The organism is Streptomyces sp. SAI-135, from assembly GCF_029893805.1.
Lineage (GTDB): Bacteria > Actinomycetota > Actinomycetes > Streptomycetales > Streptomycetaceae > Streptomyces.
Genome location: NZ_JARXYP010000002.1, coordinates 8,783,605 through 8,807,877, shown reverse-complemented (window position 1 = coordinate 8,807,877; position 24,273 = coordinate 8,783,605). Strand labels below are relative to the sequence as shown.

General features: G+C 70.0%; 21 protein-coding genes and 1 pseudogene. 7 read left to right on the top strand and 15 right to left on the bottom strand.

Features of this window, described 5'->3' with window-relative positions; genetic code table 11:
* The first annotated feature begins 22 nt into the window (after positions 1 to 22).
* A complete protein-coding gene (gene adhE / locus M2163_RS44375; protein ID WP_280896926.1) occupies positions 23 to 2,677 on the top strand; it encodes a bifunctional acetaldehyde-CoA/alcohol dehydrogenase in 2,655 nt (884 codons plus the stop codon).
* Between the two features lie 110 nt (positions 2,678 to 2,787).
* The gene (locus M2163_RS44370; protein WP_280896925.1) at positions 2,788 to 3,246 is read left to right on the top strand and encodes a PPOX class F420-dependent oxidoreductase; all 459 of its coding nucleotides are present in this window, start codon (positions 2,788 to 2,790) and stop codon (positions 3,244 to 3,246) included.
* 91 nt (positions 3,247 to 3,337) lie between these two features.
* Here the strand turns inward: M2163_RS44370 and M2163_RS44365 are convergent, their stop codons facing one another.
* From M2163_RS44365 to M2163_RS44340, 6 genes are all read right to left on the bottom strand, one after another.
* Positions 3,338 to 4,090 (bottom strand): class I SAM-dependent methyltransferase, encoded by a 753-nt coding sequence (locus M2163_RS44365; RefSeq protein WP_280896924.1) that lies wholly within the window; start codon positions 4,088 to 4,090, stop codon positions 3,338 to 3,340.
* Between the two features lie 354 nt (positions 4,091 to 4,444).
* Positions 4,445 to 5,350: a universal stress protein gene (locus tag M2163_RS44360; RefSeq protein WP_280896923.1), complete on the bottom strand. Its 906-nt coding sequence runs from the start codon at positions 5,348 to 5,350 to the stop codon at positions 4,445 to 4,447.
* A 165-nt stretch (positions 5,351 to 5,515) separates the two neighbouring features.
* On the bottom strand, positions 5,516 to 6,394 hold the full coding sequence (locus M2163_RS44355; protein WP_280847186.1) for a universal stress protein: 879 nt from the start codon (positions 6,392 to 6,394) through the stop codon (positions 5,516 to 5,518).
* Between the two features lie 198 nt (positions 6,395 to 6,592).
* Positions 6,593 to 7,621, bottom strand: coding sequence for a type I glyceraldehyde-3-phosphate dehydrogenase (gene gap, locus M2163_RS44350; protein WP_280847187.1), 1,029 nt, complete (start codon positions 7,619 to 7,621; stop codon positions 6,593 to 6,595).
* Positions 7,622 to 7,765: 144 nt separating this feature from the next.
* The gene (locus tag M2163_RS44345) at positions 7,766 to 8,458 is read right to left on the bottom strand and encodes a response regulator transcription factor (protein WP_280847188.1); all 693 of its coding nucleotides are present in this window, start codon (positions 8,456 to 8,458) and stop codon (positions 7,766 to 7,768) included.
* Between the two features lie 224 nt (positions 8,459 to 8,682).
* Positions 8,683 to 10,254 carry an oleate hydratase gene (locus tag M2163_RS44340; RefSeq protein ID WP_280896922.1) on the bottom strand — a complete coding sequence of 524 codons (1,572 nt, stop codon included), beginning with the start codon at positions 10,252 to 10,254 and terminating at the stop codon, positions 8,683 to 8,685.
* A gap of 319 nt (positions 10,255 to 10,573) precedes the next feature.
* Between M2163_RS44340 and M2163_RS44335 the strand changes: the two genes are divergently transcribed.
* Positions 10,574 to 10,927 (top strand): hypothetical protein, encoded by a 354-nt coding sequence (locus tag M2163_RS44335; protein WP_280896921.1) that lies wholly within the window; start codon positions 10,574 to 10,576, stop codon positions 10,925 to 10,927.
* A gap of 132 nt (positions 10,928 to 11,059) precedes the next feature.
* Here M2163_RS44335 and M2163_RS44330 read toward each other — a convergent pair whose 3' ends face one another.
* Together M2163_RS44330 and M2163_RS44325 are read right to left on the bottom strand one after the other, a co-directional pair.
* Positions 11,060 to 13,576: an FtsX-like permease family protein gene (locus M2163_RS44330; RefSeq protein ID WP_280896920.1), complete on the bottom strand. Its 2,517-nt coding sequence runs from the start codon at positions 13,574 to 13,576 to the stop codon at positions 11,060 to 11,062.
* Between the two features lie 79 nt (positions 13,577 to 13,655).
* Positions 13,656 to 14,411, bottom strand: coding sequence for an ABC transporter ATP-binding protein (locus tag M2163_RS44325; protein ID WP_280897423.1), 756 nt, complete (start codon positions 14,409 to 14,411; stop codon positions 13,656 to 13,658).
* 295 nt (positions 14,412 to 14,706) lie between these two features.
* Between M2163_RS44325 and M2163_RS44320 the strand changes: the two genes are divergently transcribed.
* Positions 14,707 to 15,351, top strand: a complete 645-nt coding sequence (locus M2163_RS44320) for a LysE family translocator (protein WP_280896919.1) — start codon at positions 14,707 to 14,709, stop codon at positions 15,349 to 15,351.
* 246 nt (positions 15,352 to 15,597) lie between these two features.
* Here M2163_RS44320 and M2163_RS44315 read toward each other — a convergent pair whose 3' ends face one another.
* Positions 15,598 to 17,025, bottom strand: a complete 1,428-nt coding sequence (locus M2163_RS44315; RefSeq protein WP_280896918.1) for an endo-1,4-beta-xylanase — start codon at positions 17,023 to 17,025, stop codon at positions 15,598 to 15,600.
* Between the two features lie 574 nt (positions 17,026 to 17,599).
* Between M2163_RS44315 and M2163_RS44310 the strand changes: the two genes are divergently transcribed.
* On the top strand, positions 17,600 to 19,066 hold the full coding sequence (locus tag M2163_RS44310; protein WP_280847195.1) for a non-reducing end alpha-L-arabinofuranosidase family hydrolase: 1,467 nt from the start codon (positions 17,600 to 17,602) through the stop codon (positions 19,064 to 19,066).
* 73 nt (positions 19,067 to 19,139) lie between these two features.
* Positions 19,140 to 20,264 (top strand): cellulose binding domain-containing protein, encoded by a 1,125-nt coding sequence (locus M2163_RS44305; protein ID WP_280896917.1) that lies wholly within the window; start codon positions 19,140 to 19,142, stop codon positions 20,262 to 20,264.
* Positions 20,265 to 20,368: 104 nt separating this feature from the next.
* Here the strand turns inward: M2163_RS44305 and M2163_RS44300 are convergent, their stop codons facing one another.
* On the bottom strand, positions 20,369 to 21,055 hold the full coding sequence (locus tag M2163_RS44300) for an alpha/beta hydrolase (protein ID WP_280896916.1): 687 nt from the start codon (positions 21,053 to 21,055) through the stop codon (positions 20,369 to 20,371).
* A gap of 106 nt (positions 21,056 to 21,161) precedes the next feature.
* Here M2163_RS44300 and M2163_RS44295 point away from each other — a divergent pair, with 106 nt between their 5' ends.
* The gene (locus M2163_RS44295) at positions 21,162 to 22,133 is read left to right on the top strand and encodes a WYL domain-containing protein (protein WP_280847198.1); all 972 of its coding nucleotides are present in this window, start codon (positions 21,162 to 21,164) and stop codon (positions 22,131 to 22,133) included.
* Between the two features lie 99 nt (positions 22,134 to 22,232).
* On the opposite strand, the gene ykgO is transcribed toward M2163_RS44295, so the two are convergent.
* The 5 genes and pseudogenes from ykgO to M2163_RS44270 form a co-directional block, all read right to left on the bottom strand.
* Positions 22,233 to 22,355 carry a type B 50S ribosomal protein L36 gene (gene ykgO, locus M2163_RS44290; RefSeq protein ID WP_006130958.1) on the bottom strand — a complete coding sequence of 41 codons (123 nt, stop codon included), beginning with the start codon at positions 22,353 to 22,355 and terminating at the stop codon, positions 22,233 to 22,235.
* 46 nt (positions 22,356 to 22,401) lie between these two features.
* Positions 22,402 to 22,662 (bottom strand): type B 50S ribosomal protein L31, encoded by a 261-nt coding sequence (locus tag M2163_RS44285; RefSeq protein WP_280896915.1) that lies wholly within the window; start codon positions 22,660 to 22,662, stop codon positions 22,402 to 22,404.
* Between the two features lie 47 nt (positions 22,663 to 22,709).
* Positions 22,710 to 22,874, bottom strand: a complete 165-nt coding sequence (gene rpmG, locus M2163_RS44280; protein WP_280896914.1) for a 50S ribosomal protein L33 — start codon at positions 22,872 to 22,874, stop codon at positions 22,710 to 22,712.
* A 168-nt stretch (positions 22,875 to 23,042) separates the two neighbouring features.
* Positions 23,043 to 23,996: a hypothetical protein gene (locus M2163_RS44275; RefSeq protein WP_280896913.1), complete on the bottom strand. Its 954-nt coding sequence runs from the start codon at positions 23,994 to 23,996 to the stop codon at positions 23,043 to 23,045.
* 121 nt (positions 23,997 to 24,117) lie between these two features.
* Positions 24,118 to 24,231, bottom strand: a pseudogene (locus M2163_RS44270) (SAM-dependent methyltransferase); the annotation flags it as partial.
* Between the last annotated feature and the right edge of the window lie 42 nt (positions 24,232 to 24,273).

The following is a 24,273-nucleotide window of genomic DNA, read 5'->3' as shown; positions in this document are numbered from 1 at the left end:
CTGACAACGGAGGCAGACCACCATGACCCGAAACGACGCGCGGACCGGGGCCACGGCCGTGAGCAAGGTCCCGTCGGACACCGCGGTCGCCGTGGACCGTCTGGTCACGGCCGGTCTGAAGGCGCTCGCGGACTACGAGTCCCTGACCCAGGAGCAGGTCGACCACATCGTCAAGAAGGCCTCGGTCGCCGCCCTCGACCAGCACACCGCCCTGGCCCGCCTCGCGGTCGACGAGACGGGACGCGGTGTCTTCGAGGACAAGGCGGCCAAGAACATGTTCGCGTGCGAGCACGTCACGCACAGCATGGGCCGCATGAAGACCGTCGGGGTCATAGGCCGTGACGACGTCGAGGACATGGTCGAGATCGCCGAGCCGGTGGGCGTGGTGGCCGCGGTCACCCCGGTCACCAATCCGACCTCCACCACGCTCTTCAAGGCGCTGATGGCCCTGAAGACCCGCAACCCGGTGGTGTTCGCCTTCCACCCCTCCGCCCAGCGCTGCAGCGCCGAGGCCGCCCGCATCGTGCGGGACGCCGCGATCGCCGCGGGCGCGCCGGAACACTGCGTGCAGTGGATCGAGCAGCCGTCCGTCGAGGCGACCGGTCTGCTGATGCGGCACCCCGGCGTCTCCCTGATCCTCGCCACCGGCGGCAACGCCATGGTCAAGGCCGCCTACTCGGCCGGAAAGCCCGCGCTGGGCGTCGGCGCCGGCAACGTCCCCGCCTACGTGCACCACACGGCGAAGCTGCGCCGGGCCGTCAACGACCTGGTCCTGTCGAAGTCCTTCGACAACGGCATGATCTGCGCCTCCGAACAGGCCGTCATCCTGGACACCGACATCTACGACCAGGCCGTGGACGAGTTCCGCACCCTGCACGCCCACCTCGCAGACGCGGACGAGAAGGCGAAGCTGGAGTCGTTCCTCTTCCCCGCTTCCGGCGGCTCGGGGGCCGGCTGCGAACCGAAGGTCAACGCGGCGGCCGTGGGCCAGAGCCCGGCATGGATCGCCGAACAGGCCGGGTTCTCCGTACCGGAGAACACCTCCGTCATCCTCGTCGAGGCCGAACGGGTGGGCCCGGACGAGCCGTTGACCCGCGAGAAGCTGTGCCCCGTACTGGCCGTGCTCCGTGCCCGGGACGAGCGCCACGGTTTCGACCTGGCCGCCGACATGGTCGCCTTCCACGGACAGGGCCACAGCGCCGTCATCCACACCGAGGACACCGCGCTGGCCGAGGCGTACGGCATGCGCATGAAGACCGTACGCATCATCGTCAACGCGCCTTCCTCGCAGGGCGCCATCGGCGGCATCTACAACGGCCTGCTGCCGTCGCTGACCCTCGGCTGCGGCTCCTGGGGAAGCACCTCGGTGTCGAACAACGTCTCCGCCGCGCAACTGCTCAACGTCAAGAGGGTCTCCACCCGCCGCAACAACCTCCAGTGGTTCAAGGTCCCGCCGAAGATCTACTTCGAACCGCAGGCCATCCGTTACCTGACCTCCATGCCCGACGTCCACCGCGTCACCGTCGTCACCGACGCCACCATGACCAGGCTCGGCTTCGTCGACCGGGTCAGCCGGGTCCTGCAGAGCCGTCCCGAACCGGTCACCCTCCAGATCATCGACAACGTCGAACCCGAGCCCAGCATCGACTCGGTGCGGCGCGGAGCCCGTTTGATGGGCGACTTCCGTCCCGACACGATCATCGCGCTCGGCGGCGGCTCCCCCATGGACGCGGCCAAGGTGATGTGGCTGCTGTACGAGCAGCATGCCGCCGGCAACGAGGTCGACTTCACGGACATGCGGCAGAAGTTCTCCGACATCCGCAAGCGTGCCTTCCGCTTCCCCACCCTCGGCAAACTCGCCCGTCTGGTGTGCGTGCCCACCACGTCCGGCACCGGCGCGGAAGTCACCCCGTTCGCCGTCATCTCCGACCCCGCCACCGGCAAGAAGTACCCGCTGGCCGACTACGCGCTCACCCCCAGCGTCGCCATCGTCGACCCGCTGCTCACGACCGTCCTGCCCCCCGCGCTCGCCGCCGACAGCGGCTTCGACGCCCTCACCCACGCCATCGAGGCGTATGTCTCCGTCTACGCCAACGACTTCACCGACGGCCTCGCCCTGCACGCGATACGCCTCGTCTTCGGCCACCTCGAGGCGGCGGTGAACGACCGCGCCGGCTCCCCCGAGGCTCGGGAGAAGATGCACAACGCCGGGACCATCGCGGGCATGGCCTTCGGCAACGCCTTCCTCGGCATCGTCCACGCGATGTCCCACACCCTCGGTGCCACCTTCCACGTCGCGCACGGACGCACCAACGCGGTCCTGCTGCCGCACGTCATCCGCTACAACGGCAGCGTCCCCACCAAGCTGACCGGCTGGCCCAAGTACGAGCACTACCGCGCCCCCGAGCGCTTCCAGGACATCGCGCGCACCCTCGGCCTGCCCGCCACCACGCCGGAGGAGGGCGTGGAATCGCTCGCCCGGGCCGTGGAACGCCTGCGGGACGCCGTCGGTATCGAGCCGACGTTCCAGGCCCTCGGCATCGACGAGCGGACGTACCTGGACGCCCTGCCCCAACAGGCCCTGAACGCCTACGAGGACCAGTGCGCGCCCGCCAACCCCCGCATGCCGATGCTCGACGACATGCAGGGGATCATGCGCACCGCGTACTACGGCTGACGGCGGCGGGCCGTGCGGGAGGGGCGGGCAGGTGAGCCCGCCCCTCCCCGCGTGTGCCCCATTCGCAGCGTCCACGAAATGGTTGGACGGCCACGGGTGTTGATCACGTCATGACTCAAGGACCCGCGCCTCGCCACCTGTCCGACGAAGCCCTCTCCGACCTGCTTGGCAAGCAGCAGTTCGGCACGCTCGCCACCGTCAAGCGCAGTGGCCATCCCCACCTGACCACCATGCTGTACAGCTGGGACTCCGACGCCCGCATCGTGCGGTTCTCCACGACAATCGACCGCGTCAAGGTCCGGCACCTGCGGCGCGATCCGCGTGCCTCACTGCATGTGCAGGGCGGCGACGTATGGTCGTTCGCCGTGGCGGAAGGCGAGGCCGAGGTCTCGGGGACCACGACGGTTCCTGGCGATGCGGTCGGTCGGGAACTGCTCGGAATGATCCCGCAGGCTGCGAAGCCGGAGGATGAAGACGCGTTCTTGGAGCAGCTGGTTGCCGAGCGCCGCGTGGTCATTCGCCTGAAGGTGGACCGGCTGTACGGAACAGCACTCGACATCAACGGCTAGGACGCATCAGGTCGCGCTGGTCGTAGCCATACGTGGTGGGCTGCGACCAGCACGGTCGCGTGATGGCGGACGGTCGCGGACTGGACCGCCCTCAGGCGGCCGCGCCCCGGCGGAACAAGGCGGTCCACAGGAACGTCATGCCGAACAGTTCTGACCCAGGGGGCTCCTCCCGCATCCGGCGCAGTTCGACCTCCACCAGGTCGGAGAAGATCCAGCGCAGCGATTCGGGAGTGTAGGCGAGGCCACCCTGCACATCACGTGCACGGTAGAGGTCCGCATCCGCCAGTTCCGACCCCATTCCCCCCTCGCCGGCCGCGAAGCTGGTGAGAGCGAGGTGGCCGCCAGGAGCGAGGACGCGGTCGAGCAGAGCCAGGTAGCTGACCCGGCGGTGCGGCGGCAGGTGGTGGAAGCACCCCGAGTCGACGACCAGGTCGTACGGGCCGCTCAACTCGGCGGCGGGAAGGGCGAAAGCGTCACCGCACAGGTAGCGGACGTCGACTCCAGCCTCCTGAGCCCGCTCCTCGCCCCAGGCGACGGCTTTCGGGGAAAGGTCGACGGCGTCCACCTGGAAGCCGCGCGCGGCGAGGTAGAGCGCGTTGCGGCCCGGGCCGCATCCCAGGTCCAGGGCCCGGCCGGGAGCGATCAGGCCCTGGTCAAGGTAGGCAGCCAGGTTCTCGTCCGGCTTCGGCACGAAGAACGGGACCGGCCTTGACCGGTCGGCGTAGAAGCGGTCCCAGAAGTCCTTGCCGTCGCCCGTGGCGAAGCGGACGGCCTCGGATTCAGCTGCGAAGAGCCTGTCCAAGAGCGCGAGAACGTCCTCGACGGTGCGCACGGTCCGGTCCATCCGGCCCCCCCTTTCGACCGATGTCGATCATAGGAGCGAGGAAGGCGAAAGACCATGTCAGGCGGTGTAGGGCGATGCCTGGAGCGGGCTGCTGTCGGCTCCGGAGGCTCCCGGCGAACACCCACTCCAGGCCCCGGCTCGGCGTCCGCCCAGCCTGTCGTCCGAGGCCGTCATGGAGCCGTCCTCGGCTACTGCAGGGAGACTGTTTCGACGAGCTTTCCAGCGGTGCTCAAGGGCGAACGCTGTGGCCCAGTCCGGCTGCCTCGACGCGGACGCGAGTCCGGGGCGCTCCTCGACGACGGGGAGCGCCCCGGACTCGTTGACTGGCCGTAGGGATCGGCCGGATCCGCCGGCTCACTCGTGGGCGACGACCGCGACGGGGGCGGTGGCGTGGTGCATGACCGCGTGGGTGACGGATCCGATGTGCACGCCGAACGGGCTGCGGCGCACCCGGCGGCCGACGACGACGAGCGAAGCCTCGTGGGAAGCGTCGATCAGGTGGCTCGCGGGGCTGCCAGTACGGGACATCTCCTCCACCTTGACCTCCGGGTACTTCTCCCGCCAGGGCAGCAGCACCTCGGTGAGAGCGCCGGCCTGTGCGCGGGCGATGTCCTCACGGGGGTCGTAACCGCCGGCCACGGTGTACGCGTAGTAGGACGGCAGGTTCCAGCTGTGGACGACGGCCAGGGTGGCGGTGCGGCGCAGCGCCTCCTCGAAGGCGAAGGAGATCACCTGATCGTCGGGGCTGCTCGTGTCCAGGCCCAGGACGACCGGCCGGAAGCCGGTGGCGGCGGACGGGATGCCGGCAGCGTCCTTGAGATGCTCGTCGGCAGCCTGCTCTCCGGCCCGGACCAGCACCAGAGGCACCTCGGCGCGGGCAGCCACCGACTGTCCGACGGAGCCGACGAGGAAGCCGCCGATGCCGCTCAGCGCGCGGGAGCCGAGAACCAGCAGCTCCGCGTCCCTGGCGGCGTCCAGGAGGACGTCGGCAGGGGTCCCGCTGCGCTGCTCCGTGCTCACCTCGACGCCGGGGTGACGCAGCCGCAGGCCCTGGGCGGCCTCGCGGGGGATGCGCTCGGTCCAGTGCTGGTGGGTTTCGGCACCGAGGAGCGGTGCCTGCGCCATCGGATCCGGCGCCGGCTGCCACACATGCACCAGCCGCACCGTCAGACCGCGCAACGACGCCTCACGGGCGGCCCAGTCCGCGGCGGCCCTGCTCTCGATCGAGCCGTCGAGTCCTACGATGATCATGCCGGGCATGAGCCCACCTCCGGTGTCGTTGTGTTCTCTTCGAGGATCTCTGCCCACGGCCCGAACGGGCAGGGACCGCAGGTCCCGGGCGCAGGGCCGGTCGGCCCGTCTGCGCGACGACGCGGCGGTCCGGCGGCAACTCCGCCGAGCAAGCCCGGTCCGGACCGGCCGCGGTCACTCGTGCGGGATGACCGCCACCGGCGCGGTGCCGTGATGCAGAAGTGCATGGGTCACCGGCCCGATGTGCGTGCCGACCGCTGCCCGGCGGATCCTTCGGCCCACGACCACCAGTGCCGCGTCCTGGGAAGCCTCGACCAGATGGGGTCCCGCGCCGCCGACGGTGGTCTGCGTGCTCACCTCCACGCCGGGGAACTTCTCCTGCCACGGCCGCAGCACCTCGGCGAGTTCGTCTCGCACCCGCCTGCCCAGGTCGTCGTCCAGTTCGGGCATGAGGTCCCCGCCGTAAAGGTAGGGCGGCAGCGTCCAGCCGTGGACGACACGCAGACGTGCCGCGCGCCGCGACGCCGCGTCGAACGCGAAGTCGATCACCGTGTCGTTCGGCCTGTCCAGATCGAGTCCGAGAACGACGTCGGTCGGCCGGTCCTGCTCGTCGGGTGCGGCGGACCGTACGACGACCACGGGCCGCTCGCTCCCGGCCAGGACGGCGAGGGAGACGGAGCCGAGCAGGAAGCCGGTGATCCTGCCCAGACCTCGAGATCCCAGGACCAGCAGTTCGGATTCCTCCGCGGCCTTCAACAGGGCCTGCACGGGCAGACCGGGGATGTCCTCGACCTCGATCCGCAGACCGGGGTGCCGGTCCGCGACGTGGGCCCGCGCCTCGTCCAGGAGGCGCTGCGCAGCCGCGTGCTGCAGCTCCCGCGGCGGCGCCGGCACGCCGAGTCCGCTCGGCGGCGCGTAGGCGGGGGCCTGCCACTCCGAGGCGTTCACCAACCGCAGGGGCAGGTCACGCAGAAGTGCTTCACGGGCGGCCCAGTCCGCGGCGGCCAGGCTCTCCGGTGAGCCGTCCAGTCCGACGGTGAGGGTGCGGGTCATGGGAAACCTCCTTCAAGGTGCTTCGAGTCTCCGTTCCGTGCGGCCGGACGGGCAGGGACCACTGGTCCCTGCCCCGCGGCCGACGGTCCCCTCGTACGCGGCCTTCAGGGGCACCGCTCCCGGCCGCCGCACCGGTCCGGGCCTGTCGTCGAACGGCCGGACCCCGGCGCGAGCGCCGGGGTCCGGGAACTGGGGTGCTCAGCCGCGCGGGAGCCGTTCCGCGACGTACTCGGTGAGGTCGAGCAGGCGGTTGGTGTAGCCCCACTCGTTGTCGTACCAGCCGAAGACCTTCACCAGCTCGCCGTGCGCCTGTGTCAGCGGGGCGTCCACGACGCACGAGGCCGGGTCGCCGACCACGTCGCGCGAGACGATCGGCGCGTCCGACACCCGCAGGATTCCCTTGAGCGGTCCGTCGGCGGCCTCCCGGAACGCCGCGTTGATCTCCTCCACGCTCGCCGGCCGCTCCAGGACCAGGCTCAGATCGGTCAGCGAGCCGTCCTCCACCGGGACCCGCACGGCGATCCCGTCGAGCGTGCCGGCCAGTTCCGGCAGGACCAGGCCCACGGCTCGGGCGGCACCGGTGCTGGTGGGGATGATGTTCACGGCGGCACTGCGGCCGCGCCGCAGATCCTTGTGCGGGCCGTCCAGGACGACCTGGTCGTTGGTGTAGCCGTGAATGGTGGTCATCAGGCCCTTGACCAGGCCGAAGGATTCGTCCATCACCTTGACCATGGGGGCCACGCAGTTGGTGGTGCAGGACGCGTTGGAGACCACGTGGTGACGGTCCGGGTCATAGGTGCCCTCGTTGACGCCCATGACCACGGTGGCGTCGACGTCCTTGCCGGGCACCGAAAGGAGCACCTTCCGGGCACCCGCCGCCAGGTGCCGGCCGGCCTGCTCACGGGTGCGGAAACGGCCCGTCGACTCGATGACGACGTCCACGCCGAGATCGCCCCAGGCCAGCTCGGCGGGGTCGCGCTCGGCGGTCACGGCGATGCGGTGACCGTCCACCGTCAGGGACGTCTCGTCGTGTTCCACGGTCCGGCCCAGCCGGCCGTATGTGGAGTCGTACGCCAGCAGGTGTGCCAGCGCCGCCGACGAGGTCAGGTCGTTCACCGCGACGACCTCGACCGGTGTACCGGTGCCGTCCTGTGCGCGCTCCAACGCACCGCGCAGGTAGTTTCGTCCGATGCGGCCGAAGCCGTTGATGCCCACGCGCACGCTCATGTCCGTCGCCCTCCGGGAATGTCCACCGATGTCTGTCCCACCAGACTGCGGACTCCGGACCGGCCGGGGCTTGGGTCGTACGGGGCCGAGCAGGAGGGACCTTCGGCCCCGCGGCCGGCCCACGGCACGGGCGGCAGCCGACGGTCAGTCGCCCTGCTGCCGTTGCCGGTCCTGTGCCTGGGTGGCGATGACGGCGGCCTGGATGCGCCGTTCCACGCCGAGCTTCGCCAGCAGCCGGGAGATGTGGTTCTTCACCGTCTTCTCGGCGAGGTAGAGCCGCTGCCCGATCTGCCGGTTCGTCAGCCCTTCGCCGATCAGTGCCAGGATCTCCCGCTCCCGCTCGGTCAGCCCCGGAAGCGTGTCCGGCTCCTCCTCCTTCTGCTGGCCGTCCCGCAGGCGTGCCATCAGCCTGGTGGTGGCGCTGGCGTCGAGCAGTGACTGGCCCGCGGCCACCGTGCGGACCGCCGAGACGAGGTCGGAGCCCTGGATCTGCTTCAGGACATAACCGGAGGCGCCTGCCATGATCGAGTCCAGCAGTGCCTCCTCGTCGTCGAACGAGGTCAGCATCAGGCAGGCCAGTTCGGGCATGTTCGAGCGCAGCTCACGGCACACGCTCACCCCGTCACCGTCCGGCAGACGGACGTCGAGGACGGCTACCTGCGGGCGCAGTGCGGGCACCCGTACCAGTGCCTGCTCGACCGTGCCGGCCTCACCGACGACGCTGATGTCCGGTTCGTCGTCGAGCAGGTCACGCACCCCTCGTCGTACGACCTCGTGGTCGTCCAGCAGAAAGACCCGGATGGGATGGTCAGGGCCGGGCCGCTCGCTGTCCGCCATGTGATGCTCCTCGTCGTGTGCGTGGTGGTGCCGGTCCCGTTCCCGGAACCGGCACGCGTACTCCGTGGATCTTTGTCGATTCGAGGCCGAGAGGCCAGGGCCGGTCGGCCCTACCCGTCGCGGCGCCTGTGCACACGGGAGACTCGACGGTGTCGCGCTCACCTGCTTCCTCACCTGTGGCCTGTCGCCGTGGAGTTACCTCGCCGTGGAATTGCCCGATCCCCCTACCGGCGGTACGTGGTGTCCAATGCCTCCTTCAACACGTGCGGGTCGTGGTGCCCCTTGTAGACCTCGGGCGGCCGTCGGTCGAGGCCGAGCAGCTCGGCGACGGCCGTCCACGCGGTGCGCACGGAGTACTCGACGGTGAACACCACGTCGTCCGGCACCTCGGCGAACTGCCCGATGAAGGCGAGGTTCACCGATCCCCGGGGCACCACCCGGGGCCGGTCCCCGTACCGGCGGACCAGGAACTGGCTGGTGATGTAGGGCATCAGGCAAGGTACGACGGTCGAGCCCGCCAGCACGCGCCGCGTCACGTCCTCCTCGAACCGCAGGTGGTGCAGAACCTCTTCGAGGATCTCGCGTCCTGAGCACTCGGTCATCGGCTTGCCGGTGTGGTTGCCGGGCCGGTCGGGGAACAGCCCGTAGCCCCACCACACCGACAGGCCCTCGGGCTGGTCGCGGTAGACGGGTTGGCGGTTGACCACGATCGTGAGCAGCCAGTTGGAGGCGGTGAAGGTCATCAGGCCGCCCCTGCCCGTCTCACGCCCGCTGAACTTCTCCATGGCGTCGAGGAACGCCGGGTCCTGGGCGGTGACGGTGAACGACTCCCACCTCGATTCCGGGATGTTCTTGTCGAAGACGTCGGGACTGCCGAAGTCGTGCCTGCCGCGGGCCAGGCGGTGCCACAGCAGCCAGGCGTCCGAGCGGCGCGCGCTGCGCGGATCGGGTGCCTCGGTGTGGGAGCCGAGGCAGGAGGCGTCCGTCATCGAGCCGTTGGTGACCAGGACGAGGTCCTCCGGGGCGACCGGGATCGCGTCGTCGTGCCCGTCCCGGGCCAGCAGGATCCGCTCGACCCTCGTCCGCGGCCCCGGCGCGAACACCAGGTCCCGTACCCGGCAGCCGGTGTGGACGGTCACGCCCCGCTCGTCCAGCCAGGCCCGCAGCGGGCGGACGATGGAGTCGTACTGGTTGTAGCGGGTGCGCTGGATGCCCGACATGGTGGCGAATCCGGGGAACAGGTGGATGAACCGCTTGAGGTAGCGGCGGAACTCGATCGCGCTGTGCCAGGGCTGGAAGGCGAAGGTGGTGCACCACATGTGCCAGAAGTTCGTGGTGAAGAAGTGGTCCGTGAAGCAGTCGGTGATGCGCTTGCCGTCCAGCCGCCCCTCGGGCGTGGCCAGACAGCGCATCAGGTCCAGCCGGTCGTGCTCGGAGAAACCCATCGAGGTCACGTCGACGATCTCGCCGTCCCCGTCGACGAGGCGCGAGATGTCGTCCCAGGCGAAGGTCTCGTACCCGGCGAGGATCTCCTGTGTGACCGACACCGACGGATCGTCGAGGGAGGGAATGGCGGACAGCAGGTCGTACGTGCAGCGGAACTCCGCCTCGAACATCCGGCCGCCGCGCATGGTGTAGCCGGTTTCGGGCGTGCCCCCCGCGTCCAGGCTGCCGCCGATCCGCTCCTGCTCCTCCAGGAGGTGGATGTCCGCCCCGTCGAAGCCGCCGTCGCGGATCAGGTACGCCGCCGCGGCCAGCGCCGCGATGCCGCTGCCGACCAGATATGCCTTGGCCATCACTGCTCCTCATGCTCGGTACCGGCCCGCCCGTCGCACGGGAGCCGGTGTGCCCACCGTTTCTCGCGGGGCCCGGTCGGCGTCAGAGGCCTTTGGGCACCTGCGACGGCCCGAACGGCCCTGGCCGGGGGTGCGGGAGCCCCCGGTCTGCCCATTTCGGCTCTCGCCGAAAGACGTTGGTCCGCCTTCCTGGCAGCGGTCACCCTTGCCGAGAACGCGGATGCCGAGGATGCGTACGTCCTGGGGCCGCTGAGACCGTCCGACTGCCCCAAGGGGGAAATGACTCATGATTCGCTCAGTGAGGGCCACCGCCGCGACCATGACCTCTGCCGTCGTCGCCGCCGCCGGCCTCGTCTTCGGCACGGCAGGTTCCGCCCACGCCACGGGACATGGCGAGGGCTACTACGGCGTCTGGGCCTCCGGCGTCAACGTCCGTGCCGGGGGCGGGGAACAGTGCTACCTGTACCCGTCGGCCTTCAACTGTCCTGACGTGCAGACCACGGTGAGCAGCCCGGCCCGGGTGTGGGTGTACTGCCAGCAGGAGGGGGCGCAGAGCGTCGGCAACAACCCCTACTGGGTCTGGGTACTCACCCCCAGCGGCCACCGCGGCTACATGGCCAGCTACTACACCGACAACGCCACCAACTGGATCGACGGCGTCCCGCTCTGCTGACACCGCGTGCCAGGCCTCGCAGCCGTCGGGTCCCGCCGGTGATGCGGGACCCGACGGGTCAGTCCTGCCAGTTCGGCTGCGGTTCGGGGGCGTCGTGGATCGCGGGCGAGTGCGCGTCCGCTCCGTCCAGCCTCACTGCGCCCGCATCGCCTCCGCGGGTGGCGTGCGCAGGGCATGTCGGGTGGGGAGTTCGACGGTCAGGAAGGATGTCGTGGCGACCGTCGCCGCGATGGCAGGCAGCAGCCAGAGGGGGCCCGTGGGCCAGGGGCGGCCCAGGAATCCCTGACCCAGCAGTGCGAGGGGGAGGGCGGAGAGCAGCAGGCCCGAGACGAGTGCGGCGGCCGCCGTCAGTGCGGCCTCCCTGCGCATCATCGCGCGGATCTGCCGCGGTGTGGTGCCGACCAGTCGGAGCGCGGCGATTTCGGTCCGGCGCTGGGCCGTCGCCGCCACAAGCCTGTTGGCGATGCTGAGCAGGAGGTAGCCGAGCAGGACGACGATGGTGGCCAGGTTGATCCACACCTCGGGCGGAGTGTCCCGGTCGGCGCTGGAGGGGGCGTCCGTGTGCTGGAGCGTCAGTCCTGGGCGCCCGGTGGTCAGAGCCGTCAGCCGGCGTTCCGTGGCCTTCGTCCCGTCCGTCCTGACCAGCAGGCTCTGGGCGAGGGGCGAGGTGGTGTGGCCGTCGGCCAGGTCGTGGGAGAGGAACAGCGGGCCGAAGCCGAGTCCGCGGTCGTACACGGCGACCACCCGCGCGTCGACCCGCACGCCGTCTCCGAGGACGAGCCGTACCCGCCGGCCGAGCCCCGCACCGCGCATCCGGGCGACCTCGCCGCTGACGGCGATCGTGTCACCGGTCAGTCGCGACAGGCTGCCGTCCAGCACCGCGGGGTCGAGTACATCGGCCGCGGCCGGCGTGAGAACCGTGGCGGGGTCCGACTCCGTCTCCGTGTCGCCGAACTGCTCGTACGGCCAGATCACGGTGGTCGTGCCGACCGGGACGGCCGTCCGTACGCCTCGCACACTCCGCACGGACCGCTGGGTGTCCTTCGGCAGGCCGCCGAGGGCCGGCGCGCCCAGACGGTACTGGGCAAGCGTGCCCTCCCGGGTGTCCTGGGCGTTCGCGGCGAGCACGGTGGTCTGCGCGAGGACGTAGGTCAGCACAAAGACGACCGCCATGGCCAGCGGGCTGACGACCCCGGCCATGCGCAACGCGTACGCCCGCAGGTTGGACACCGCCAACCAGGTCGGAGCGGCGGTGCCGGGCCGTAGCCGTCTTGCCGCCGCATCGCCCGCCATCCGCACCAGGGCCGGCCCGGACAGGGCCAGACCGATCGCGGCGACGATCCCGGCGATGGAGGTCACCGAGGCACCGAGCACGGTACGGGCAACCAGCGGGACCGCGGACAGCACGCTCGCGGCGGCGATCAACAGCAGTCCGGCCTGCGTACGGACGCGCGAGGGCCTGCGCGGTTCGCTGTGCGACTCCGCGACCGTCTCGGTGGCCGGCATCCGGGACGTACGCCAGGCCGCACCCCGGGCCGAGAGCTGCACGACCGCCGTCACGAGCAGGACCGCGGCGAGGGCGGGAACGGGACTGTAGGTCAGGGGGAGTTCAGGCGGCAGCACACCTCGCTCCCCCAGCATGCGGTGGAACTGCCCGGCCAGCGGATAACCCAGCGCCACACCGGGCACCACCGCTACGGCGGCGACGACCAGGGACTGCCCGGCGGCCAGGCGGCGGATCTGCCTCGGCGTCGCCCCCACCGCCCGCATGAGCGCGAGGTCCCGCCGCTGCCCGGCGATCGACACGCTCAGCGCCCCGGCCGTGACGAACCCGGTGATCAGAAGCACGATCCCGCCGAGCGAACCGGCGAGCAGCATCAGCAACGAGCGAGCTGAGCCCACCCCAGGTGAGACAGCGGTGCCGATCCCGGCGCCGGTGAAGATCTTCAGCTCTGTTCCCGACAATCGGTCACGAACCGCTCGGGCGACCTGTTGCTCGGTGCCGGGTGCGGTGCGCAGACCGATCAGGTCGACGCTGCCGGTGCCCCGCTCGGACAGTCGTACGGCCGTCGTGTCCGCGAAGTAGACGCCCACGCCCGGAGCGTCGACGACCGCGGAGACCCGGTAGGAGGTCAAAGGTCCGCCGTTCGCGACGACTTGGACCCGGTCACCGGGTTCGAAGCCCGCACCCGCGGGGACCGCGACCTCCGCCGAGCCGACCGGTTGGTGTCCTTCCACGCGCGGATGCGGCAGCAGTTCGGCCGAGGACCAGCCGTGTCCGGCGGAGGCGGGATCATCGCCGGTCGGCACGACCCTGCCGCGGCCGTCGACCAGCGCTGCCGGGAAGCCGAGGTCGCCGACCGCGGCCGTCACGCCGGGCAGGTCGGCGAACTCCCTCACGAATCGGGCCGGGACACGGGAGCGCTCGGGAAGAGCGAGAGGCAGGTCACCGCCCGGGCGGTACTCCTGGTCGGCGGCGACCACCAGGTCCGCGCCGCCGAGGCGACCGGGCGGCAGCGTGGAGCGCAGTCCGGACTCGGCCAGTACACCCGTGCCGGTGATCAGTGCCGTACCGCCCAACACCGCACACACCACGGCGAACAGCGCGGTGATGCGGTGGGCGGCCATGCGCAGGGCGAGAGGGAACATGGTCGGACCTGTCTTTCGGGGCGGGCCGGATCGTGGGCCTTTTGCGTGAGGTCGGGAAGGGGCTGCGGTCGTGCTCCGGTCAGTGGAGCGTCCGGTCTTCGCCCAATGCGACAAGTCGGTTGGCGAGCTGAGGTGCCGTAGGTGAGTCCAGGGCTTCGACGACGTGCCCGTCGGCCATGACCAGCGCGCGGTGGGCGCGGGCGGCGGCCGCCGGGTCGTGAGTGACCATCACCACCGTCTGACCGAGGTCGTCCACCAGGCTCCGCAGCAACTCCAGCACCTCATGGGCGCTGCGCAGATCCAGCGCTCCGGTCGGTTCGTCCGCGAACACCACGGTCGGCCTTGCCGCCAAGGCCCGTACGACAGCCGCCCGTTGCTGCTGCCCCCCGGACAGCTCGGCGGGCCGGTGGCTGAGCCGAGCGGCCAGCCCGACGCGCTCGACCAGAGTGGTCACCCACTCCCGGTCGGGTCTGCGCCCGGCCAGCCGCAGCGGCAGGGTGATGTTGTCCTCGATGCTCAGCGAGGGGATCAAGTTGTAGGCCTGGAACACGAATCCGACGTGTTCACGACGCAGCTCGGTGCGGCGGTTCTCGTTGAGGCCGGCGATCTCCTGGCCGTCGATGCGGATGCTCCCGGAGGTGGGCGAGTCCAGTCCGGCGGCGCAGTGCATCAGCGTGCTCTTGCCCGAGCCCGATGGACCCATCACAGCGAGGAACGTGCCGGGTTCGACCGTCAGGGACACGTCGTCGAGGGCTCGTACACCGCCCGCGTAGGTCTTGGTGAGGTGCTCCAGCGCGATGGCCGGGGAGCGCAGGGCGAGGGGCGTGGCGCTCATCGCCGGCCCCGCAGACGCCGTACGACGAGGAGGGGCCGGGGGCGCGGGAGGCGGGTGGTCCGAGGTCGTGAGGCGGTAGGGGTCGGTGCTGGTCATCGGATGCTCCTGGCGGTGGCCTGTGCTGACATCCACACGCTAGGAACCAGCACGTTCCGGGCCGATCCCGCCTGCCGCCCGATCAGAGGTACAGCAGGGTGTACTGTGCGCCGGCTGCGTACTCCGCAACGGTCCGTTGCGGTACTAGGTCCAAAGTCGGTCTGGTGACACCCGTCCACGGGGGGTGAGAATTCCGCCCATGGTCGACTCCCATCAACTGCTCGCCTTCTGCGCCATGTCGTTGCTTCTGTCAGCCGTCCCAGGACCGAGCGTGCTCTTCGTCATCGGACGAACCCTCGCCCACGGGCGCAGAACGGCGTTGTCCTCTGTCCTCGGCAACGCGCTCGGCGGCTACGTGCTTGTCATCGCGGTGGCCATGGGCGTCGGGAGTGTGGTCGAACGTTCGGTCCTGCTCTTCAACGTGATCAAGCTGGCCGGAGCGGCCTACCTCGTCCTTCTCGGCGTGAACGCGCTGAGGGCGGCCTGGAGGGACCGGGCGATCACCACGACCGCCACGAGTGCCGCGCCCGGCGGTGGCGACGGCTCGGTCCGGGCGGGGTTCGTCGTCGGGGTGACCAACCCGAAGAGCATCGTCTTCCTCACCGCCGTCCTGCCTCAGTTCGTCGCCCCGGAAGCCGGACACGCCGGCGTCCAGATGCTCCTCCTCGGCCTGGCCGGAACCCTGCTGCAACTGGTCTCCGACAGCGTCTGGGGTCTGACCGCCTCCACCGCACGCGCCTGGCTGGGCCGTTCCCCCCGCCGCATGTCACTGATCGGTGGCACGGGAGCCGTGGCCATGATCGGCCTCGGCGCATCTGTCGCCGTCACCGGCCGGGCGGACTAGAGCCTGATGGTTACTTCGGGCTCGCACAGGAAGTCCGACCACAGGCACCTCGCTCGCGTCGGTGCTCGAACTCACGGCAGGTCGCCTTCGCCCGGTCGGTGCCAGGTCAAGCGCACATGCCGGTCGCCCGGGTCGCTGCCGTTACGACGGCGACCCGGGCGGCCTCATGCCTGCCATGTCTGCCATGCCTGCCACGTCCGTCTGGAGGGATGAGGCAAGCCTCGTGTCAGGCTGTCATCAGGCTCATCAGGTGCGCGTCCAGCGCTGGTTGCTGCCGCCCGAGCAGGAATAGAGCTGGATCAGGGTGCCGTTGGCGGTGCCGTTCCCGGCGGCGTCGAGGCAGAGGCCCGACTGGACGCCGACGATGGACCCGTCGGAGTTGAGGCGCCATTTCTGGTTGTCGCCGCCCCAGCAGCTGTAGATCTGGACCTTGGTGCCGTTGCCGGTGCCGGCCGCGTCCAGGCACTTGTTGCCGTAGACCCTGAGCTCACCGGCCGAGGTGGACGACCACTGCTGGTTGGTGGCGCTGTGGCAGTCGTACAGCTGGACCTGGGTGCCGTCCGTGGTGCTGGCGTTCGGGACGTCCAGGCAGCGGCCCGAACCGACTCCCTTGATCTGTCCGGACTCCGCAGGGGGCGTGGTGGTGCCGCCGTTCAGTGCGTTGAGAACGGCCGTGTAGGCGGCCTTCTTGCTGCCGTCGTTGTTGAAGAGCAACGGCGTCTGATCCGCTCGCCAGGAGTCGCTGTCGCGCACACCCCAGACGGTGATGCCGAGGCAGCGCGAGACGGCCAGGCAGTCGTTGGTCACGTTGGCGTACGTCGTGGAAGGGGCACCCTGGATGTCGAGTTCCGTGATGGCCACGTCGACGCCGAGAGCGGCGAAGCTCTGAAGAGTGGTGCGGAAGTTGCTGTTGTAGGGGCTGCCGCTGTTGAAGTGCGACTGGAAGCCGACGCAGTCGATGGGCACGCCGCGCTGCTTGAAGTCCCGGACCATGGAGTACATGGCCTGGGTCTTGGCCCAGGTCCAGTCCTCGACGTTGTAGTCGTTGTAGCAGAGCTTGGCGGCGGGGTCCGCGGCGCGTGCGGTGCGGAAGGCGACCTCGATCCAGTCGTTGCCGGTGCGCTGCAGGTTGGAATCCCGCCGGGCCCCCGAACTGCCGTCGGCGAAGGCCTCGTTCACGACGTCCCACTGGGCGATCTTGCCCTTGTAGTGGCTCATCACGCCGTTGATGTGGTCGATCATCGCCTGGCGCAGGGTGCTTCCGCTGAGGCTCTGCATCCAGCCGGGCTGCTGGGAGTGCCAGGCCAGGGTGTGTCCGCGGACCTGCTTGCCGTTCTGCACGGCCCAGTTGTAGACCCGGTCACCGGAGGTGAAGTTGAACTGGCCCCGCTGCGGCTCGGTGGCGTCGATCTTCATCTCGTTCTCGGCCGTGACCATGTTGAACTCACGTGCCGCGATGGACGTGTAGGCCGAGTCGCCGAGTCTGCCCGAGGCGATGGCGGTGCCGAAGTAGCGGCCGCTCTGCGCCGCCGCGGCGCCGAGTGTCGACTCGGCGGCTTGCGCCGTCGACGGCAGGGACGCCGCGGCGACCGTGCTGAGGACGCCTGTCAGCAGCACCATCAGCACACTGCGGATCTTCTGGCGGACGGGTCTGGGAAGGGCATTCACGCCCATTGCGGTGCCTCCAAGCTGGACATTCACGGAATGACTGGAGCGCAGGAAAGTGCGTCGGCCGCTTCCTCGGCGGACGGACGGGACCGGCCGGAAGCCGGCCGACACCGCATCTCCGGAGCCTTACGGCATGGCTTCCTCGGCCCACGCGGTCGAAATATCGAACAAAGGTCGACCTTCTGGAGGATGATTGAGGCGTTGACGGTGGATCGTCAATAGGTGGAGCGAAGAAAGTTTCCATCGAATCTCCGAAACATTCGAAGAGACGACAGGCCGATACCGCGGTCAACCGGCGCAACCGTATACAGATGACGCTTCACCAATGCGGCGGCTGACAGGCGTGCACATGCACCCTCCCCTTGACTCCCGAGCCTGCTCAGAGCTCAGGCCGGTCCCAGAGGCAGCAACTGATTACAGACAGAACAGTGACAGACCTTGACCAAGAGCCGGTTGATTTCTAGCTTGTGGCGTCGAAGGTTCCATGAACGGCTCGAAAGTTTCGAACGATCACCCTCCCCGCGTGGCGGCTCCGCAGTTCGACGGCGCCACCTCGCCCGGCCCCCCAGGAGGCCCTTCGATGTGGTTACGCCGTCCTTCCACGGTCCCGCTCAGACGCCTGCTCGCCGTCCTTGCGCCGCTGCTGCTGGTGGCCGGCTTCCTCGGCGCCCAGCCCGCCAGCGCGGCGACCGTCGACCCCAACGCCTCGTACGTGCTGGTCAACCGCAACAGCGGTAAAGCCCTGGACGTCTACAACCTGGCCACCAACGACGGCGCCCGCATCACCCAGTGGACCAGAAACGACCAGGCCCAGCAGCAGTGGCAGTTCGTCGCTTCCGGGGACGGCTACTACCGCATCAAGTCCCGCCACTCGGCCAAGGTGCTGGACCTGTACAACTGGTCCACCGCGAACGGCGGCTCCATCGTGCAGTGGTCCGACCTGAACGCCACCAACCAGCAGTGGCGGCTGGCCGACAGCTCGGACGGCTACGTGCGGCTCATCTCGCGGCACAGCAACAAGGCCCTCGAGGTACAAGGCGCCTCCACGGCCGACAACGCGAACATCGTCCAGTACGACGACTGGGGCGGCACCAACCAGCAGTGGCAGCTCGTCAAGGTCGGCGCCGACACCCCCGGCGCGTGCGATCTGCCGTCGACCTACCGTTGGTCGTCCACGGGCGCTCTGGCGCAGCCCAAGTCCGGGTGGGTCTCACTCAAGGACTTCACCGTCGTCCCGTACAACGGCAAGCAGCTCGTGTACGCGACGACCCACGACACGGGGACGAGTTGGGGTTCGATGAACTTCAGCCCGTTCACCAACTGGTCGGACATGGCCTCGGCGTCCCAGAACACCATGTCCTCTTCCACCGTCGCGCCCACGCTCTTCTACTTCGCGCCGAAGAACATCTGGGTGCTCGCCTACCAGTGGGGCGGGACCGCCTTCTCCTACCGGACGTCGAGCGACCCCACCAACCCGAACGGCTGGTCGTCCCCGCAGGTGCTCTTCTCCGGGAGCATCTCAGGGTCGGGCACAGGCCCCATCGACCAGACCCTCATCGGCGACGGGACGAACATGTACCTGTTCTTCGCCGGTGACAACGGCAAGATCTACCGCGCCAGCATGCCGATCGGGAACTTCCCGGGCAGCTTCGGCAGCACCTCCACAGTGGTCATGAGCGACACGACGAACAACCTGTTCGAAGCTCCGCAGGTCTACAAGCTGCAGGGCCAGAACCGCTACCTCATGATCGTCGAGGCGATCGGTTCGCAGGGCCGTTACTTCCGCTCGTTCACGGCCACCAGCCTCAGCGGCTCCTGGACGCCCCAGGCCGCGACCGAGAGCAATCCCTTCGCCGGCAAGGCCAACAGTGGTGCCACCTGGACCAACGACATCAGCCACGGCGAACTGATCCGCACCGGTCCCGACCAGTCCATGACCGTCGACCCCTGCAACCTGCAGCTGCTCTACCAGGGACGCAGCCCCAGCTCAGGCGGCGACTACGGGCTCCTGCCCTACCGCCCGGGTCTGCTGACGCTGCAGCGCTGACCGCACAGGCCCCGGCTCGCGCCGGGGCCTGTTGTCATCCCGTCCCCTCTCCCCCACCCCGAAGAGGATCCGCATGCGTCCTTCACCGCCCCATGCCCACAGGGCACGTGGACTGCTCGGCGCGCTGCTCACCTCGCTGGCCTGTCTCGTCGCGCTGTTGACCGGCGGCCCTGCCGCACAGGCCGACACCACGATCTGCGAGGCCTTCGGCTCCACGACCATCCAGGGTCGCTACGTGGTCCAGAACAACCGCTGGGGCACCAGCGCCACACAGTGCATCACCGCGACCGACACAGGATTCAGGATCATCCAGGCCGACGGGTCCGTCCCCACCAACGGCGCCCCGAAGTCGTACCCCTCCCTCTTCAACGGCTGCCACTACACCAACTGTTCGCCCGGCACGAACCTCCCCGCGCAGCTCAGCACCATCTCCACCGCGCCTTCGAGCATCTCGTTCAGCTACGTCAACAACGCGGTGTACGACGCCGCGTACGACATCTGGCTCGATCCCACGCCCCGTACCGACGGCGTGAACCGGACCGAGATCATGATCTGGTTCAACAGGGTCGGATCCGTCCAGCCGGTCGGCTCCCCCGTCGGCAACGCCACCGTGGGCGGCCGCAGTTGGCAGGTGTGGTCCGGCAACAACGGCACGAACGACGTGCTGTCGTTCGTCGCGCCCTCGGCGATGTCGGCCTGGAACTTCGACGTCATGGACTTCGTCCGGCAGGCCGTCTCCCGCGGACTCGCCCAGAACAGCTGGTACCTGACGAGTATTCAGGCAGGCTTCGAGCCCTGGCAGAACGGCGCGGGCCTCGCCGTCACCTCGTTCTCCTCCACCGTCAACAAGGGCTCCGGCGGCCCGGGCACCCCCGGCTCCACGGCCTGCAAGGTGGCGTACACGACGAACTCCTGGCAGGGCGGCTTCACCGCCGACGTCACCATCACCAACACCGGCACCACCCCCGTCAGCGGCTGGAAGCTCGCGTTCACCCTCCCCTCCGGGCAGCAGATCACCGGCTCCTGGAACGCGAACCTCTCCGGCTCCTCAGGAGCGGTCACCGCGAGCAACGTGAGCCACAACGGTGAGCTGGCGGCCGGCGGCCACGCCACCTTCGGGCTCCAGGGCACCGCCAGCGGCACCTTCACCAAGCCCTCCGCCTTCAGCCTGAACGGCACCGCCTGCACCACCGCATGATCCGCGCACGCCGGGCGGCCCGCCGACTGCGCGACAAGCAGCCGGCGGGCCGCCCGGCGCACGGCGGCACCACACCTTGGACCCCGTGGTCCTACGGCCGGGGCTCACGCGCCGGCGGCCGCCTCGGCCAGCAGCCGGGCGAGTTCGACCGGCCTGGTGATCATCGGCCAGTGGCCCGAGTCGATGTCGACGAGGTCCAGGTGCCGGGTGCGGGTGAGCTCGGGCACGTCACCGGCGTCGATCCAGTCCCGGGCCTGGACGGGGGTGAACTCGGGGCACACCAGCAGCGTCGGGACGTCGAACCTGCGCTCGTCCGTCAGCCGCACCCGGCCCTTGGCCACCTGCTCGGGCACCGGGATCGCGGCCGAGGCGAAGCGGTCGCGCGCCTCCTCGTCGAGGTCGGCGGAGTCGGGTCCCTCGAAGGGGGCCCAGCCGGGAAACGGCATCACGCCGTCCTTCGTCTCGAAGAAGTCCGCGTACGGCTGCCCGTCGGCGGACGGGAAACCCCCGATGAGGGCCACCTTGGCCACCCTCTCCGGCCGCGCGTCGGCGGCAAGCCAGGCCAGGGTGCAGGCGGCCGAGTGCCCGACCACCATGGGCCTGTCCGGCGCCGCGTCCACGGCGGCGAGCACCGCCGCCACCTGGTCCTCCAGCGTGGCCGATCCCGCCCCGTCGCCCTGACCGGGCAGGGTGAGGGCCACCGGACGGTGGCCGAGGTCCCTGAGCGCGGGCACGACGTCGTCCCAGGCGGATCCGTCGAGCCACAGCCCGGCGATGAGCAGGATGTCCATGGATCAGTTCTCTTCCCGTGAGGCCCGTGAGGTCGGTGCCCTCACGCTACGACTGGTTCCGGACAATCCACTTCCGGTATGTCGCGGGGCCCCCTAATCTTCTCGGGTGCCGACCGAGCTCAGCCCCACCGCGCGGGCCCTGCGCACCCTTGAGATCCTCCAGTCCCGTACCGCGGGAGTGACAGCCGACGAACTGGCCGTCTCCCTGGGCGTCACCGAGCGGGCCGCACGCCGCTACGTCGGGATCCTGCGCGAGGCGGGCATCCCCGTGCACTCGGCCCGGGGCCCGCACGGCGGATACCGACTGGGACGCGGGGCCCGGCTCCCGCCGGTCCTGTTCACGCAGCCCGAGGCGCTGGGCCTGGTCATGGCTGTGCTCGACGGTCAGCCGGCGGCCGCCGATCTCGATGCCGACGACCTCGTCGCCACCGCTTTGGGCAAGGTCATCCGCGCCTTGCCCGAGAACGTCGGCCGACAGGCGGCGGCCCTGCGCGAGCACGCGTCGGCGGCGCCCGACCGGCACGCCTCGCGTCCGGATCCCGCCCTCACGAGCACCCTCGTCGCCGCGAGCTCGGTGCGACACCGCGTGCTGCTCACCTACCGCAGCGAGTCCGGCAACGAGTGGGAGGCAGAGGTGGACCCATGGGCGGTCGTCGTCCGCTACGGCCGCTGGTACCTGCTCTGCCACTCGCACCGCTCGGATGCGATCCGCACCTACCGGATCGACCGCATCCGCACGGTCCGGGAGACCACCCGCGGCTTCGAGGTGCCCGACGGCCTCGATCCGGTGGCGGCGCTGGAGGAGAACCTGGGCCAGGGGTGGGCATTTCCCACGCGGGTCGTGTTCGACGCCCCGATGGCCGAAGTGCTGCCGTCGATCCGCCCGCCCATGGGACGGCTCGAACCGTGGGGAGAGGGATGCGTGCTGATCGGCAGCACGAGGAATCCGACGATGTACGCGCAGGAGTGGCTGGCGCAGTTGCCGCTGGCTTTCCGTGTCGAGGGCGGGCCGGAGCTGCGCGCGGCGGTGGCAGCGCTCGCGACACGTTTCTCGGCCGCGGTCGCGGACGAGTCCTGAGCGTCCATCGCAAACGCACCGGACACACGGCGTGCTTTACGGCACCGGCCCGGCACCGCGAGTGCGGTGCCGGGCCGGTGAGGTGCTGCGAGGTGGGCGTCAGCCCTGGCGGGCCTTGAACCGGGGGTCCTTCTTGTTGATCACAAAGGTGACGCCACGCCGGCGCACCACCTGAGCGCCGGGCTTGGCCTTCAGCGAGCGCAGGGACTTGCGTACCTTCATCACGGCCTCCTTGCCGGGTCTTGCAGGGGTCGGACGGCTCGGGCCGTCAGGGACGGGCCGGAGCGGTACGGCCGTAACGCCGCTCGAAGCGCTCCACCCGGCCCGCGGTGTCCACGACCCGCGAGGTGCCGGTGTAGAACGGGTGACTCGCGGACGAGATGTCCACGTCGACGACCGGGTACGTCCTGCCGTCCTCCCACTCCACCGTGGCCTGGGCATCGAGGGTGGAGCGGGTGAGCAGATGGAAGCCCGCCACACGGTCGCGGAAGACGACGGGGCGGGAGACGGGGTGAATGCCGGACCTCATGGGTGGTGCCTCCTTCGCGGGACCTCGATCGACGACCGAGGCGGGTGTCATCGTTCCTCGCGGAACAGAACGTGCTGGCCGGCCACCGGGTCGTACTTGCGCACGACCAGCCGGTCGGGGTCGGACAGACGGTTCTTGCGCGTCACGTAGGTGTAGCCGGTGCCGGCCGTCGACCTGAGCTTGACGACGGGGCGCGTGGTGCTGCGTGCCATGAGGTACTCCTTCCACCACCACCGAGTGCTTTGACTCGGTCATGTCATGCAGTGGTGTCAACACAGCCCCTCGGCGCATCATTCCCGCCCGCGGCACTTCTCCAGGCGGTCATGGAGTACGGGCATGACCAGAAGTGTCGACGGTGAGCTCGGACGGCCCCTCCCCGTCTAGGCGGTACCGCTGGTCAGGCGGCGCACGCGCTGCGCACTCTCGCGTGCCTTCCGCTCGGCCTGGGTGAGGGCGTCGGCGGCGGAGCGGCTGAGTTGTTCGGCTTCCTTCTGAGCCCTTTCGGCTTGCCGGCACTCCTCCCGTGCCTGCTCCATCTGCTCCTCGAGGGCGGCGAGCTGCCGGCGGGCCCGCTCGGTGTGTTCGCGCGCCTGCTGGAGCGCGGCGTCGAGGTCGGCTTGCCGTGCGCGTTCCTCCCGCAGGTGCTGCTCGGCCGCCTCGGCCGTCTCCCTCGCCCGGTCCAGCTGCTCCTGCCGGGCGCGGCGTCTCTCGGCGAGTTCGTCTTTCTTGGGCGCGCGTGCTGTCCGTGCCGCAGGACGAGGCGCCGACCGGTGGCCGCGGGCACCCAGCTTCTCGGCCGCTGGTGCGGTGGTGCCTGGCTGGAACTCCGACGGCGGGGTCAGGGCATTGACCAGACGACCGCCCGCCCACTGGTCGGCTGCGTCCGGATCGGCGAGCACGGCGCGCAGGGTCGCTTCGAGGTCCTGCTGGACCGGTTCCGAGAGCCGGTTCCCGGCGTCGCGGGCGAGCTGGGCGGCCTGCTGGGACAGTGCGGCGACGACACGGCGACGCTGGGCGGACAGCTCCTTGAGACCGGCGGCGTCCAGGGTGCTGTAGGCCTCGCGCAGTGCGCGGCCCAGTTCCAGGAACTGCCGGCTTTCCTCCGGCTGGGAGCGCAGCAGAAGGTTGGCCGCCCACGCCGCGAGGGTGGGGCGCCGCGCGGCATGGATCCGGCGCGCGTCCTCCACGCGGCCGGCCGTCCTCGCCTCGACCGCCAGCGTCTCCCGCCGGGGGACGAACGCGAAAGGCGGTGTGGTGTAGAGCTCGTCCAGGACGGCTTCCACATCGCGGTCACCACCGCTTCGCGAGCCCTTGCGCGCGTTCAACGTCACCACCTCCGGCCCGCCTCATGCGCGTGACGACCACGCAGCCGTAAGCCACGGCCCCAGCCTCACGCGCACCGCGCCGACCCGCATCCCGACCGGGCCGAGGCGAGTAACCGGGTTGCGGGGGGTGCTAGTCGGCTTGCAGGACGAAGAACAGGAAGCACAGGAAGCGGGGCTTGGCCGCCATGGCTTCCGGGAACAGCTTGAGGGCGGCCGGATCGGGCTCCGGCTCGCTGATGACCGATCAGCCGACCGGCCACGTCTCCGGCGAGGGCCAGCGTCGCGG

Coding starts and splice junctions, on each gene's coding strand:
- M2163_RS44320 (WP_280896919.1), top strand. CDS start 14,707: ATGGTCGACTCCCATCAACTGCTCGCCTTCTGCGCCATGTCGTTGCTT.
- M2163_RS44360 (WP_280896923.1), bottom strand. CDS start 5,350: ATGCCCGGCATGATCATCGTAGGACTCGACGGCTCGATCGAGAGCAGG.
- M2163_RS44325 (WP_280897423.1), bottom strand. CDS start 14,411: ATGAGCGCCACGCCCCTCGCCCTGCGCTCCCCGGCCATCGCGCTGGAG.
- M2163_RS44340 (WP_280896922.1), bottom strand. CDS start 10,254: ATGGCCAAGGCATATCTGGTCGGCAGCGGCATCGCGGCGCTGGCCGCG.
- M2163_RS44285 (WP_280896915.1), bottom strand. CDS start 22,662: ATGAGGTCCGGCATTCACCCCGTCTCCCGCCCCGTCGTCTTCCGCGAC.
- M2163_RS44300 (WP_280896916.1), bottom strand. CDS start 21,055: ATGGACATCCTGCTCATCGCCGGGCTGTGGCTCGACGGATCCGCCTGG.
- gap (WP_280847187.1), bottom strand. CDS start 7,621: ATGAGCGTGCGCGTGGGCATCAACGGCTTCGGCCGCATCGGACGAAAC.
- M2163_RS44355 (WP_280847186.1), bottom strand. CDS start 6,394: ATGACCCGCACCCTCACCGTCGGACTGGACGGCTCACCGGAGAGCCTG.
- M2163_RS44345 (WP_280847188.1), bottom strand. CDS start 8,458: ATGGCGGACAGCGAGCGGCCCGGCCCTGACCATCCCATCCGGGTCTTT.
- M2163_RS44315 (WP_280896918.1), bottom strand. CDS start 17,025: ATGGGCGTGAATGCCCTTCCCAGACCCGTCCGCCAGAAGATCCGCAGT.
- M2163_RS44365 (WP_280896924.1), bottom strand. CDS start 4,090: ATGGACCGGACCGTGCGCACCGTCGAGGACGTTCTCGCGCTCTTGGAC.
- rpmG (WP_280896914.1), bottom strand. CDS start 22,874: ATGGCACGCAGCACCACGCGCCCCGTCGTCAAGCTCAGGTCGACGGCC.
- ykgO (WP_006130958.1), bottom strand. CDS start 22,355: ATGAAGGTACGCAAGTCCCTGCGCTCGCTGAAGGCCAAGCCCGGCGCT.
- M2163_RS44330 (WP_280896920.1), bottom strand. CDS start 13,576: ATGTTCCCTCTCGCCCTGCGCATGGCCGCCCACCGCATCACCGCGCTG.
- M2163_RS44370 (WP_280896925.1), top strand. CDS start 2,788: ATGACTCAAGGACCCGCGCCTCGCCACCTGTCCGACGAAGCCCTCTCC.
- M2163_RS44310 (WP_280847195.1), top strand. CDS start 17,600: ATGTGGTTACGCCGTCCTTCCACGGTCCCGCTCAGACGCCTGCTCGCC.
- M2163_RS44335 (WP_280896921.1), top strand. CDS start 10,574: ATGACCTCTGCCGTCGTCGCCGCCGCCGGCCTCGTCTTCGGCACGGCA.
- adhE (WP_280896926.1), top strand. CDS start 23: ATGACCCGAAACGACGCGCGGACCGGGGCCACGGCCGTGAGCAAGGTC.
- M2163_RS44305 (WP_280896917.1), top strand. CDS start 19,140: ATGCGTCCTTCACCGCCCCATGCCCACAGGGCACGTGGACTGCTCGGC.